Here is an 11,980-nt window from a genome sequence, read left to right as displayed (position 1 = left end):
CGGCTTAGGAGTCTTGGTTGGCAGGAAGCCAACGCCTTAAATTAGACTTTGACCCTAAATGGGGTGAAATTCGTATGAATATCGTAGAAATCCTCGTTTTCCTTGCGCTTGAGGAAGTTCACAGCCCAATAGGTCATGGGGGTTGCCAGAACCTCCCAGGAGGTCTTGAGTACGTACTGGGCCAGCGCTACCTGAATGACTTCATGGGTAGGCCAAATACCGTAGAACGCCAAGATATAGAAAAAAGAGGAGTCCACCAACTCCCCTACCGCTGTCGAGCCAATCGTCCGCATCCAGAGAAAACGTCCTTGGGTCAGGATTTTCATCTTCGCTAAAACGTAGCTATTTACCAGGCTGCCACACCAAAAGGAGAACATGGAAGCCATGGCAATACGCCAAGAATTTCCAAAGACGGTTTCTAAGCCCTGCTGGTAATTGGCCATATAGGTGCCAGACGCCACAGGTAAGGCAATCACTATCTGCGCCATGATTGCCGCAAATGCAAGGGCTGCAAAGCCAGTCCAAACTGCTCTCCGGTCATAGGCATAGCCATAGACCTCAGTCAGAATATCGCCAAAGAAATAGGAAATGGGGAAGAACAAAATGCCAGCACCAAATGGGACTGCCCCGAAGTAAGGCAAATCAACTACGGCCGCTTTACCGGCGCCAATAAAGTTCGAACAGAGCAAGACCGCCACAAAGGCAGCCAAAATCAGGTCGTAATAGCGGTGGTGAGATCTAGGAGAGCCCATAAGTCTAGAAAAATGGATAATAGAAATAAGAATATCTGTATTCCTAAAGATTCGCAGGAAGCAGCTAAAAAAATTAAGACAACATGAAATATAGGATGCCAAAGCAATGAGCAAAAGTAAGGCCAGCTTTAACTGGGCGAACCCCCTCCTTCTCGATACCCAGCTAAGCGAAGAAGAGCGCATGATTCGTGATGCAGCTGCTGAATATGCTCAAGGGCGCCTTATGCCCCGTATTCACGATGCTTATCGCAATGAAACAACTGACCCAGCTATCTTCCGCGAAATGGGCGAACTTGGTCTCCTGGGTATCACGATTCCTGAGCAGTACGGCGGCGCCAATTTAAATTATGTTTCTTATGGATTAATTGCGCGCGAGATTGAACGTGTAGATTCTGGCTATCGATCCATGATGAGCGTGCAGTCCTCTCTAGTAATGGTGCCGATCAATGAATTTGGTAGCGAAGCACAAAAGCAAAAGTACCTCCCTAAATTAGCCAGCGGCGAATGGATTGGCTGCTTTGGTTTAACTGAACCAAACTATGGCTCTGATGCAGGCGGCATGATTACCCGCGCCAAGAAAGTTCCTGGCGGCTTCTCATTAACAGGTTCGAAGATGTGGATCTCCAACTCTCCGATTGCCGATGTCTTTGTAGTGTGGGCCAAAAATGATGAAGGCATCATTCGCGGTTACATCTTAGAAAAAGGCATGAAGGGTCTCAGCGCTCCAAAAATTAGCGGCAAGATGGGTCTGCGCGCCTCCATCACCGGTGAAATCGTCATGGACGAAGTATTTGTGCCGGCAGAAAATGAATTCCCTGAAGTTGAGGGACTTAAAGGTCCTTTCACTTGCTTAAACTCTGCTCGCTACGGCATTGCTTGGGGCGCCCTGGGAGCCGCTGAGTGGTGCTGGTATGCTGCCCGCCAATACACCATGGACCGCAAACAGTTTGGCAAACCATTGGCTGCTAATCAGCTGATTCAGAAGAAATTAGCCGATATGCAAACTGAAATTACTCTGGGTCTTCAGGGTTGTTTGCGTTTAGGCCGTATGAAAGATGAAGGTATTGCTGCTCCAGAAATCACCTCCATCATGAAACGTAATTCTTGCGGTAAGTCCTTAGACATCGCACGTATGGCACGCGATATGCACGGAGGTAATGGCATCTCTGATGAGTATGGTGTGGTGCGTCACATGCTGAACCTCGAGGTAGTGAATACCTACGAAGGTACTCACGATATCCACGCCTTGATTCTAGGTCGCGCGCAAACTGGTATTCAGGCGTTTAGCTAAGAACCTAGCTTACTGATGATGGCCTTTGCTGCTTTTGCAAAGGCCTCGTCACTATCACTCTCCAGCTGTACAAAATTTTCAATCTTGTATTGAGGGAAGTTCCTCACGATCGATGATTGATACGATGGGTCGTAATGCTTTACCAATAGCTCTTCCACCAGCTCCGGAAAATTGCCCGCATCAATGGCTTCATTCCATTTGGCAATCTGTACTTTCCCATAATGCGCAGTGAGCAAAGCCAGCTTCTCTTTGAAATTATCGGTATCGGTCAAGAAGTGATGGTATTCACGGGTCAACCAGGAGACACGAGTCTGTGTACTCGAGCGCAGTTCGATGCAGCTTCCATTGCGAATCTTCTCCATCAAAGCATCGGGTACATGTAAGCCGCCGACCTTCTTGCTTTCCGACTCCACAAATACCGGTGTAGCGGGATCGAGTGAACGTAATGCGTTCCAGAGCACAGTCTCAAAGCCTTTTTGAGAGGGCTGCTCTATATTGGGCTCATTACCCAATACGGAACCACGGTGCACAGCTAAGCCTTCTAGATCCAAAATCTGCGCACCTAGAGCGCCGATCTCTTGCAGTACTCTCGTTTTGCCACTACCCGTCATTCCACAGATCACTTGGAATGTAAATTGTTTTGCTGCGTGATCAAGGCCGTCAATCACGGTTCTTCTGAAGCCCTGATACCCACCTTCGAGCTGCTTGGCTTTCCAACCAATGCGATTGAGGATGTGGGTAAATGCCCCGCTACGTTCACCACCGCGCCAGCAATAAATTAATGGGCGCCACTCACGCGGAAAATCCAGAAAATGATTTTCTAAATGATCAGCAATATTTTTTGAAACCAATGCCGCACCCAGTTTTTTTGCTGCAAAGGGAGACTCTTGCTTATAGAGCGTGCCGATTGTGACGCGCTCCTCATTATTGAGAACAGGGTAATTGACTGCACCCGGAATATGATCAAGGGCAAATTCAGCGGGTGACCTGACATCAATCACAAGATCAAACTTATCCAGCTCGGATAAAAATTGATCAGATCTTAGGATGTGGGGATTGGTTGGTTGCACGACGGACTAGCGCAACTGTTGCAAAACATGCTCAGGCCAAGGCGCTGATTTATTGGTGGTGAGATCAACCCAAACCATAGTGGCGCCGCCGATGGCAGCCTCAATATCAGGCGCAGTGGTCAACGCCATGCTGGTGTATAGATCTAGACTTGTTCTTCCAACAGCACCAATCGAAGTCTTGAGTATTAGCTCACCTGGATAAGTGAGTTGCTGAAAAAAATTACAAAAACCATTAATCATCAACATAGACTCACGACCAGGAGCAACATCGTAACCCAATGAAGTGATCCACTCACAGCGAGCTTGCTCCATATACCGAAAGTACACGGTATTGTTAACATGACCATACGCATCCATATCACCCCAACGAATGGGCATGATCATTTCATGTACAAGCTTTCTTTCTTCAGGGATAGTGATGCGCATAAGGGCCAGTAACTTCTTATTTCACTTGCAATGAAAGTTGATATAGATTTGTAGATCGTGCGCCAGAGCGACAAAATGCTAGCACTGGTCCAGGCATAGTCTTCAATAAATGGGCCATCTCTCTTACTTGATCAACAGTGATTGCACTAGGTACAACCGGTAAGTATGCGTAATTTAGACCCAGCTTTTCTGCTTCAGCCTGAATGCTGGCATTGGTTGGCTGATCTGGACCGCCCTCACCATCGGGACGATTATTAATCACACTCTTATAGCCTTGTGCTGCAATTTCAGCTAAGTGGCTTGGCTCAATTTGACCAATGGTACCGAACTGATCGTTATGACAAGAAATGGGAAGACTCATGAAACCCTCTGCATTGAATAATGACGTAATAGGGTTGATTTTAAATCAGGCCTATCCTACTTAGCTGGAAGCCTATTTATGGGCTGAGAAGAAACGCTCGCAGATTTCCATGCCCGCCAGCATGGCAATAACAAATACCAAGGCTTTCAGGTGCCCGGCACCCAAGGCAACCAAGGCAGGACCAGGGCAAAAGCCAGCAATTCCCCAGCCCGCTCCAAAAATGAGACTGCCGACAATGAGGGGCTTCGTGATATCTCTCCGCGTTGGGATATGCAAGACTCCGCCAAAAAAAGCCTCGGTCCTCTTGCTAACCACATAAAAACCGCCAAGTCCGACCATTACCGCACCCAACATCACAAACATTAAGGATGGATCCCAAAGGCCCGTTAGATCCAAAAATCCTAATACCTTCTGGGGATTACTCATACCTGAGATGATTAAACCCCAACCAAAAAGAACGCCAATTGCGTATTGACTAAAAAGGCCAAAATGTTTTTTCATCTTAGACTCCGATCAAGTGACGCAGAACAAAGACAGTCAAAAAACCTGCGCCCATAAATGACAGTGTGGCAACAAGTGAACGAGGTGATAAGCGAGAAAGTCCACAGATACCATGACCGCTAGTACAACCAGATCCGTAGTGCGCACCAAAGCCTACTAGAAGGCCTGCAATCACAATCGCAATCCAATCAGACTCAATCTCTACAACAGGAAATATTCCAAAAAACAGCGCCGCCATGAATGGGGCCGATACCAAACCCAAAACCAAACTCAGGCGCCATGCTGTGTCGGTTAATTTTGGATGCAATAAACCAGAAATAATGCCGCTGATTCCCAAGATGCGTCCATGAAGCAAAACGTAAAGCGCTGCAGCCACTCCAAGAATCATTCCTCCTAATAAAGAAGGAATGGGTGTAAACGAGAACCAGTCAATTTGCATAATTTAATCTATCAATTTATAAAATTAACTGCAAGGGTTGGGGGCAAGACGTACCTGCAAGTAACGCAGCCCCAAATAAGCCCCAAAAATAAATCCTGGTAAAGCCAGCAATGAGCCAAGGGCTAGCGTAGAAATACCGCTCAAACCCTGCCCTACTGTACAACCTAAAGCAGTAATGCCACCGAAGCCCATCAATGCGGCGCCAATTAAATGATTGGCTGTGTCTTCAGAATTGCGAAAGGATTCCCAACGAAATGATTTCGTTGCAATCGAGACTGCCGCAGAACCCAGGATCATTCCTAAGACAGCCATAATGCCAACTGTTAAGACTTTAGAGGTGTCGCTATACATCATGAGCCAGTCAAGTGAATAAGCGTATGGGGCAACAAAAGATAAGCTCTCCATTCGACCAGAGTTCGTTACCAAAAATACCTCTTCCAAAGTATTTGGATCTTCAGCAACAAAGCCTAGATTGCCTGATACCCACCAAACCGCACAGATCGCCACTCCCACAGCAATACCCGCAAAGATATTTTCAGCAGTCCAAAATGACCTGCTCGCCAATGCGTAAGCAATAAAAGCAGAGCCAATCATTAAACCTAGGGCCAAATGCAGAATGGGACGTGCAATGCCAAGAGGCGCGCTTAAAAGACTAGGCAAGTCTTGAGGAGTATTAAAGGCAATGAAAACAGTGTCTAAGGTGTTAATGCGAATTACACCTAAGAATCCGCGCATTGTCATGTAGGCGGTTAAACCCAGCACCATAAAGACAACCAGTGACTTTAAGTTGCCGCCACCGATACGGATCAATGTCTTGCTGCCACAACCTGAGGCTAAAACCATCCCAAAGCCGAACAAGACGCTACCAACAGCAGTGGAGAGCCATAAAAATTTATTACCGGTATAGATACTCTTAAGAGGATCAATCAAGCCGAAATAAGACATCAAGGTAAAACCAATGATGGCGACCCCAATAGCCAAGAACCATTGCTTTAAGCGATCCCAGCTAGACATGATGAAGACATCAGAAACTGCGCCCATGCTACAAAATCCGGTCTTTTGCATGACCGCACCTAAGAAAAAGGTAATAGCAAACGTTGCCCAGAGGACTGACTTACTTAAAGAATTGATATCTACAACATCCATAGCGACTGTGTCTTGAAAAATTAAGGTTTAAATTTATAAAACTGCTTGTTTAGAAAAGCACTTACATCTGCCTCATCCTCCGGAAATAAATCAAGACGAAGCTCTGCATTGCAAAGTGACACCATCTTCTTCAAATCGGCTAGGGATTTCACCTTGCCATCTGAACGGGTATAAATCATGTCGCCATTCCCAAAGCCCGTTTTTTTGGCATGGCAGGCGTAACACTTTTGCTGATCAATGGTTTTGCCATTTGCTAAATCCGGAGTAGCAAGCACCGGCGCGCTCATTAGCGCACTTAATACAGCCACAGCAACAGATCGAAGAAAAATCATTTTCATTACAAATCAAGGATTTAGCATTAATCCTCTATTTTAAGGCCCAATGGCTGAAATTGCCCTACTCCGCCTGGATAGACAGGTAGACGTTATAGGCATTCATACGATTAGCAGCCCTAAATAGCGGCATTCCCTCGTATTCCGACCAATCAGCCTGCTTATACGCATCCTCGAAAGAATCCATATTGATAGCTGCCTTGGACATGGATTCACGCAGATATTTCAAGTAATTTCTGGTGAAGGCAATGTCTTCGACCGGCTTCACAGAGTAGCCACCATGACCCGGTATGACAAGACTCGGATTCAATTTTTCTATCTCATCCAAAGCCGTCAGCCATCCTTTGCTGTCTGCATTTCCCACAAAGGGAATGCGACCTCTAAACACCAGGTCTCCCGCAAAAAGCACTTTCTCCGAAGGTACATACACCATCAGATCCTCAGGAGCATGGGCAGGCCCTACTCTACTGATAAAGAAATCAATGCCGCCAATCGTCAATTTCAATTTCTGATCAATCCACACATCGGCAGAAATGAGTTTGGTATTTGCATTTACCCAAGGGGCGAAATCGATTCTTGAGGCAATTAGACGCTGCTTTGCCGTTTCAGAGGAAAGGTAGTTTCTGCCCTCACCTTGTGCATAAATTGTTGCACCTATCTTTTTAAATTCTTGCAAACCATAAACATGATCTGCGTGATAGTGACTGACAATAAGAGCAACCACTTTTTGCGGGGTAATCTTTTTGATTTCAGCAATTAACTTTTGCGCAAGAATAGGTGAACCCAATGCATCAACTACCACCACCCCTCCTGGAGTCACAACAAAACCAGCGTTGGATATGAAGTTCTGATTGGTGCTACTTCCCATCTCAGGAAGGCCCTGGACAAAATAAGTGTGCGGCGCCACCTGAATGGGTTTTATCCGAACAGTATCAGCGGGCTTGCTTTGACCAAAAGCTAGACTAAAAAAAATAAGGGATCCCAAAAGGATCCCCACTAGTCTTTTAGGGTAACTCATGCTGGGTTGCTTAAGGCTTGATGTAAGCAAAGCCATCTTTGTACTGCAAATCTGCTACACGAACTACACCCGATGGGGTGAAATCCGCATCCAAGGTGAACTGATCTTTTTTCAGATTACGATTTTTTAAAGTGATTTCACACACCTCAAACTTCACACCACGAGACTTTAGAGCCCCAACTAATGGTGCATATTCCACATTGTTTTTCTTATCCTTAGCGCCTTCCATCAGCATATCCACTCCATTGGCATGGGTCACAACAATAATGATGGTATTGGGAGCAGTATCCAAATGATTACGGATATTACGCAGCCCTTTTAGGCCTTGTGTTTCAGCGTCATCAATGTGATAAACCACTTTAGTATTGCCAGTAGATTGGGCTGAAGCAATTGAGCAAAATCCCAATGTCAGAGCTAAAGAGGTGATGATAGAAAATAGTTTTTTCATACTTAGATCTCGTGTAGTGATATATAGCTAATTAAATTGGAGCCATGCCAGGGTTATTTGAAGCACCTTTAATGATTGGCTCATTGAGCTTTACCGCTTTGACGACTTTGACATCGCGCAAGTGACGTTCCATGACATCCCAGATTGCTTCACCGCCTGCATTTTTTGCCTCTTCGCTGACCGGAGCCCAACCAGCGACCTTGTAGGTTTTATTTGCATCAATCGACTTGCCATTCAAACGCATATCGGTAATACGTTTACCAGCGGATTGCGCTGGATCGATGGTGTATTGCATTCCACCTACACGCACCATATCCCCACCCTGCTGGTAATAGGGATCCGGATTAAACAAGTTGTCAGCAACGTCCTCAAGAATCGTTTTGATTGTTTCACCACTCATATTGGTAACAGTGGTGTATGGATAAGTAATTGCGGTTTGATCTAAAAGATTCTCGCGTGTGATCGCTTGACCTGGCAATAGACTGGTACCCCAACGGAAGCCTGGTGAGAAAGCAATCTCCGCATTCTTCTGGGCCATCAATCCATCCAAGATGAGTTGATCAAAGCTACCGTTAAAGTTACCACGGCGATACAAGAGACCCTCTGTGGTTGCTAACTTCTCATTGAGCTTGGCTTCATACGGAGCCCTGACTTTAGCGATCAACTTATTCATCGTTGGATCTGCTGGAATCATATTAGAGAAAATTGGGAATAGCTTGTAGCGGAAATCTACCGGCTTACCACCCTTTACATCAAAATCCAGCACACCCAAGAACTTACTATTAGATCCAGCATTAGTAACCAGCGTTACTCCACCAGCATTCTTTACCTTCACCGGAATAGGAACGCCATCATGAGTATGCCCGCCCAAAATTGCATCTAGACCGCGGACACGAGAGGCCATCTTCAAATCCACATCCATGCCGTTATGGGAAAGGAGTACCACTACCTTTGCACCTTTTGATCTCACCTCATCAATGGTCTTTTGCATATTCTCTTCCTGAATACCATAGGTCCAATCAGGAGTGAAGTAACGGGGATTAGCAATTGGCGTATACGGGAAGGCTTGACCAATGATGGCCACCTGAATGCCATTCTGAACTTTCATGACATAAGGATTAAAGACCATGTCGCCAAAGTCAGCAGTCTTAATATTTTGCGCTATGAAGGAAACTTTGCCCTTGAAATCGCCATTCACAATTTCCATGACGCGCTTTTCACCCAAAGTCATTTCCCAATGAGGCGTCATCACATCCACACCCAATGCTAGAGCAGCATCTACCATGTCTTGACCGTTGGTCCAAAGCGCTGTTCCAGAGCCTTGCCAAGTATCACCGCCATCAAGCAATAGAGCGCCAGGACGACTTGCTTTCATTTGCTTAATCAACGTAGCCATATGGGCAAACCCGCCCATCTTGCCGTAGTTTTGCGCAGCAGCTACATAGTCTAAATAGGTAAAGGCGTGAGCATCGCGCGTGCCTGGTGCAATGCCATTTGCTTTCAAGAAGTATTCACCAACCAAGTGTGGGGTCTTACCTTCTTGCGCTCCAATGCCGAGGTTAACATTAGGCTCACGGAAATAAATGGGCAATAGCTGCGCATGACAATCCGTGAAATGCAGAAAGTGGACATTACCAAACTTTGGTAAGTCATAAAATTTTTGCGCAGTACTTTGCGCATTCACAAAATTGGACTGCAAGCTCATTCCACCTGCAGAGGCAATCGCTAAGGCCTGCAAAAAATCGCGACGACTTAAAGACATAACACTCCCCTTATGAAAACAGGCCTATCGGCCTGTTTTTTTGCTTCTTTATTGATTTACTGGTGAAGCAGGATCAAGCAGCAATGCCATCACATCCTGAATCTGCTGCTCATTTAAGAGCTTGAAGTGCGCAAAACGCGGCATATTACTGCATGCGTTGTAAGCCTTGGAATTATTAATACGATTCCATGTATAGGTCACTACCTCTTGAGAATAGCCACGCATCTTTGCATAGCCTGTTAGAGATGGGCCGATATTTCCATAGGAGATTTCTTTAGGATCTATTTGGTGACAGTTGTAGCAGCCACCACCAATGACGGTATCAGCCTTATCAGTCCAAGTAGCGCCACGACCGCTCTGCGCAATCGCCTCACCCTTCTTCCAATCGCCGATGTACTTGCCATCAGACGGCTGTTTAATACTGTCCATATTCATTTTCTGAATCTTTTCACGCATTTTCGCACCCTGCTTGCTATTAGCAAACACAGGGTCTGAACAAAACTTTTGAGTTTCATCCTGCGCAATACGATCTAATCCAGCAATACCATCGGCCTTAAAGCCATCCTTCATCATCTTATTGAATTTAGGATCATTAGCTTGCTGTGCTGTTGCATTGCCATGCATCACTACTGTAACCAAGGCGAAGCTGCCAATAGCTAAGAGGGATTTAATATTCTTCATGTTCATAGTCTCTATCTCTTATCCATTAACGCTTTAAGCCAGGGGTTTCAACTGTGCCGCCATTGGCGTTCTTAGCCATGTACATTGATACCGCTATAGTTAAATCAGAGGCATAAATCGGGAATGGGAAACGTTGCTGACGATAGCAATCATTCAAACGTTGCTGCATGGTCCAAAACTGTCCGCTCGATACTCGATATGCCGGCCAGTAACCCCAACCCAAGGCAGCACCCTTTTGGGTTGTGATGTTTGGCAAGTCTTGCAAGCGGATTCGTTTGCCATCTTCGCCATGGCATGAAGCACATGAGAAATCCATTGGGCCACCTTGGAAAAAGAATGCGCGCTTACCAAGCTCATACATCTCTTTTTCTTTTGGATGTGCTGTGCTGACTTTAATTTTGTCGCCCTTAGACAAAGTAACTACGTAAGCAACAATGGCCTCCATGTCTTTCTTGGGGCCTTTTTGAAACGGGGCATCAATCATCTCTTGCGGATCACGACCCTGTAGCTTCTGCATACAAGTCATTAAACGGGACTCAAGATCTTGAACCTTATTGGTGTCTTTGAAGTAACGCGGCAACTGAGCTGCTGCGCCCTTCACTACGCCTGGTCCTAAACCTAAATCGCACTTTTCTAAAGTAGCGCTCTTGGGTCCAGCAGGCTTTTTCCACAATTCCTCACCAGCCGCCTCATAAAGCTCTGAAGGGTTGCCGTCAGCAATCATCTCGCGATATTTTGCAATATCGTCTGTAGCACTATTTTGCGCCGATACAGAGGATGAGACTGTTAATAAAGCAGCCATCATTCCTGAGGCTAGCCCTAAAGTAAATTTACGCTGCATTTGCAACCCTTTCAAAACCCATGAGATAGTAAAGATTAATGATTCAACCAGCAAATTAAGAAGCAGTTGCTTCGTCGGTGCGCTTGTCACCTTTGCTATCCACCCAGCTCACAACAATCTTGTCACCTTTGGCGCCCTTGTATTTGAAGTTCAAGAATGGATCCTTGGAAACTGCTGGACCAAACTGACCATTTAATACATCTTTGCCATTAGCTTTGACATTAATAGTAGTAATGTGCCACGCAGGAATGGTTTTGCCAGCAGCATCTTTACGCTGACCAGATTCCATATCGTGCTTCATCAAAATTTTTACATCCACAATTCCGCCGTTTTCGGCCGCTCTTACGCGCATTGGATCAGACATGTATTCCTCTTGTAATCTAGTAATTAATTAATGGTTTTTATTTGGATTGGGGTTGATTAACCGCCGCATCCACCTAAAGTCACTTTTACTTCCTTAACAGCCATACTCCACTTGCCATCAGCTTTTACCAAAGCATATACATTGGAGGTTTGACCCATCTTGATACGAGTAGTAACAAAAGGCTCGGTACCAGAAGGAATATAGAACTGTGCTGCTAAAGCGCTTGGGTTTTTCTCAACCAAGATTGCCATTTGCTCCGCCTTAAGGGTTGTGACAATTCCAACTGGAACCACCGCACCATTTTCTGCGATATCTGGAGCGTTCAAAGTAACGGCGCCAGACTTATCTGGACTACCTGCACCCAAGATTTTGAACACGTCATCTAGACTCTTACCCTCAAAAGCGGCTTTATTCCACTCTTGGGCTTGGGCTACGCTAATAAGACCCGCAGAAGCCATTAAGCCGAAAACGGCTGAATATTTCAATAAACTGCGTCGCTGCTGATTCATAAAAACTCCTTTAATAATCCACTCTTAGCATCAAATATA

General features: G+C 45.7%; 16 protein-coding genes. 1 reads left to right on the top strand and 15 read right to left on the bottom strand.

Going from position 1 to position 11,980, the window contains the following annotated elements:
* Positions 1-41: 41 nt before the first annotated feature.
* Positions 42-752 (bottom strand): queuosine precursor transporter, encoded by a 711-nt coding sequence (locus ICN39_RS06115; protein ID WP_216233175.1) that lies wholly within the window; start codon positions 750-752, stop codon positions 42-44.
* A 106-nt stretch (positions 753-858) separates the two neighbouring features.
* On the opposite strand from ICN39_RS06115, the gene ICN39_RS06110 reads away from it, so the two are divergent.
* A complete protein-coding gene (locus tag ICN39_RS06110; protein WP_216233174.1) occupies positions 859-2,043 on the top strand; it encodes an acyl-CoA dehydrogenase in 1,185 nt (394 codons plus the stop codon).
* Here the strand turns inward: ICN39_RS06110 and mnmH are convergent.
* The 14 genes from mnmH to soxY form a co-directional block, all read right to left on the bottom strand.
* A complete protein-coding gene (mnmH, locus tag ICN39_RS06105; protein ID WP_216233173.1) occupies positions 2,040-3,113 on the bottom strand; it encodes a tRNA 2-selenouridine(34) synthase MnmH in 1,074 nt (357 codons plus the stop codon). The genes ICN39_RS06110 and mnmH overlap by 4 nt on opposite strands.
* Before the next feature lie 6 nt (positions 3,114-3,119).
* Positions 3,120-3,539 (bottom strand): thioesterase family protein, encoded by a 420-nt coding sequence (locus tag ICN39_RS06100; RefSeq protein ID WP_216233172.1) that lies wholly within the window; start codon positions 3,537-3,539, stop codon positions 3,120-3,122.
* Positions 3,540-3,555: 16 nt separating this feature from the next.
* Positions 3,556-3,900, bottom strand: a complete 345-nt coding sequence (locus ICN39_RS06095) for a TIGR01244 family sulfur transferase (RefSeq protein ID WP_216233171.1) — start codon at positions 3,898-3,900, stop codon at positions 3,556-3,558.
* A gap of 72 nt (positions 3,901-3,972) precedes the next feature.
* Entirely contained in the window at positions 3,973-4,401 is a 429-nt protein-coding gene (locus tag ICN39_RS06090) for a DUF6691 family protein (protein ID WP_216233170.1), read from the bottom strand.
* Between the two features lies 1 nt (position 4,402).
* Complete coding sequence (locus ICN39_RS06085) at positions 4,403-4,840, bottom strand: YeeE/YedE family protein (protein ID WP_216233169.1); 438 nt, start codon at positions 4,838-4,840, stop codon at positions 4,403-4,405.
* A 24-nt stretch (positions 4,841-4,864) separates the two neighbouring features.
* Entirely contained in the window at positions 4,865-5,986 is a 1,122-nt protein-coding gene (locus ICN39_RS06080) for a YeeE/YedE family protein (protein ID WP_216233168.1), read from the bottom strand.
* A 20-nt stretch (positions 5,987-6,006) separates the two neighbouring features.
* Positions 6,007-6,324, bottom strand: coding sequence for a hypothetical protein (locus ICN39_RS06075; protein WP_255532326.1), 318 nt, complete (start codon positions 6,322-6,324; stop codon positions 6,007-6,009).
* 58 nt (positions 6,325-6,382) lie between these two features.
* On the bottom strand, positions 6,383-7,372 hold the full coding sequence (locus tag ICN39_RS06070) for an MBL fold metallo-hydrolase (protein ID WP_255532325.1): 990 nt from the start codon (positions 7,370-7,372) through the stop codon (positions 6,383-6,385).
* Positions 7,347-7,784, bottom strand: coding sequence for a DsrE family protein (locus ICN39_RS06065; protein ID WP_216233167.1), 438 nt, complete (start codon positions 7,782-7,784; stop codon positions 7,347-7,349). The genes ICN39_RS06070 and ICN39_RS06065 overlap by 26 nt, the downstream gene beginning before the upstream one ends.
* A gap of 31 nt (positions 7,785-7,815) precedes the next feature.
* A complete protein-coding gene (gene soxB, locus ICN39_RS06060) occupies positions 7,816-9,546 on the bottom strand; it encodes a thiosulfohydrolase SoxB (RefSeq protein ID WP_216233166.1) in 1,731 nt (576 codons plus the stop codon).
* A 48-nt stretch (positions 9,547-9,594) separates the two neighbouring features.
* A complete protein-coding gene (soxX, locus tag ICN39_RS06055) occupies positions 9,595-10,233 on the bottom strand; it encodes a sulfur oxidation c-type cytochrome SoxX (RefSeq protein WP_216233165.1) in 639 nt (212 codons plus the stop codon).
* Between the two features lie 19 nt (positions 10,234-10,252).
* Positions 10,253-11,068, bottom strand: coding sequence for a sulfur oxidation c-type cytochrome SoxA (soxA, locus tag ICN39_RS06050; protein WP_216233164.1), 816 nt, complete (start codon positions 11,066-11,068; stop codon positions 10,253-10,255).
* Positions 11,069-11,123: 55 nt separating this feature from the next.
* A complete protein-coding gene (gene soxZ / locus ICN39_RS06045) occupies positions 11,124-11,432 on the bottom strand; it encodes a thiosulfate oxidation carrier complex protein SoxZ (protein ID WP_215363351.1) in 309 nt (102 codons plus the stop codon).
* 56 nt (positions 11,433-11,488) lie between these two features.
* Positions 11,489-11,941: a thiosulfate oxidation carrier protein SoxY gene (soxY, locus tag ICN39_RS06040; protein ID WP_216233163.1), complete on the bottom strand. Its 453-nt coding sequence runs from the start codon at positions 11,939-11,941 to the stop codon at positions 11,489-11,491.
* Positions 11,942-11,980 lie beyond the last annotated feature (39 nt).

This window comes from Polynucleobacter sp. AP-Reno-20A-A9, assembly GCF_018882085.1.
Taxonomy (GTDB): Bacteria; Pseudomonadota; Gammaproteobacteria; order Burkholderiales; family Burkholderiaceae; genus Polynucleobacter.
The sequence above is the reverse complement of the archived record's forward strand: the minus strand, read 5'-3'. Positions and strand labels throughout refer to the sequence as shown.

What these genes read in the sequence shown, in the direction of transcription:
- ICN39_RS06100 (WP_216233172.1), bottom strand. Translation starts at nt 3,539, where the DNA reads ATGCGCATCACTATCCCTGAAGAAAGAAAGCTTGTACATGAAATGATC.
- ICN39_RS06115 (WP_216233175.1), bottom strand. Translation starts at nt 752, where the DNA reads ATGGGCTCTCCTAGATCTCACCACCGCTATTACGACCTGATTTTGGCT.
- ICN39_RS06065 (WP_216233167.1), bottom strand. Translation starts at nt 7,784, where the DNA reads ATGAAAAAACTATTTTCTATCATCACCTCTTTAGCTCTGACATTGGGA.
- soxZ (WP_215363351.1), bottom strand. Translation starts at nt 11,432, where the DNA reads ATGTCTGATCCAATGCGCGTAAGAGCGGCCGAAAACGGCGGAATTGTG.
- ICN39_RS06110 (WP_216233174.1), top strand. Translation starts at nt 859, where the DNA reads ATGAGCAAAAGTAAGGCCAGCTTTAACTGGGCGAACCCCCTCCTTCTC.
- ICN39_RS06080 (WP_216233168.1), bottom strand. Translation starts at nt 5,986, where the DNA reads ATGGATGTTGTAGATATCAATTCTTTAAGTAAGTCAGTCCTCTGGGCA.
- soxA (WP_216233164.1), bottom strand. Translation starts at nt 11,068, where the DNA reads ATGCAGCGTAAATTTACTTTAGGGCTAGCCTCAGGAATGATGGCTGCT.
- soxX (WP_216233165.1), bottom strand. Translation starts at nt 10,233, where the DNA reads ATGAACATGAAGAATATTAAATCCCTCTTAGCTATTGGCAGCTTCGCC.
- soxB (WP_216233166.1), bottom strand. Translation starts at nt 9,546, where the DNA reads ATGTCTTTAAGTCGTCGCGATTTTTTGCAGGCCTTAGCGATTGCCTCT.
- ICN39_RS06090 (WP_216233170.1), bottom strand. Translation starts at nt 4,401, where the DNA reads ATGAAAAAACATTTTGGCCTTTTTAGTCAATACGCAATTGGCGTTCTT.
- soxY (WP_216233163.1), bottom strand. Translation starts at nt 11,941, where the DNA reads ATGAATCAGCAGCGACGCAGTTTATTGAAATATTCAGCCGTTTTCGGC.
- ICN39_RS06075 (WP_255532326.1), bottom strand. Translation starts at nt 6,324, where the DNA reads ATGAAAATGATTTTTCTTCGATCTGTTGCTGTGGCTGTATTAAGTGCG.
- ICN39_RS06070 (WP_255532325.1), bottom strand. Translation starts at nt 7,372, where the DNA reads ATGGCTTTGCTTACATCAAGCCTTAAGCAACCCAGCATGAGTTACCCT.
- ICN39_RS06095 (WP_216233171.1), bottom strand. Translation starts at nt 3,900, where the DNA reads ATGAGTCTTCCCATTTCTTGTCATAACGATCAGTTCGGTACCATTGGT.
- ICN39_RS06085 (WP_216233169.1), bottom strand. Translation starts at nt 4,840, where the DNA reads ATGCAAATTGACTGGTTCTCGTTTACACCCATTCCTTCTTTATTAGGA.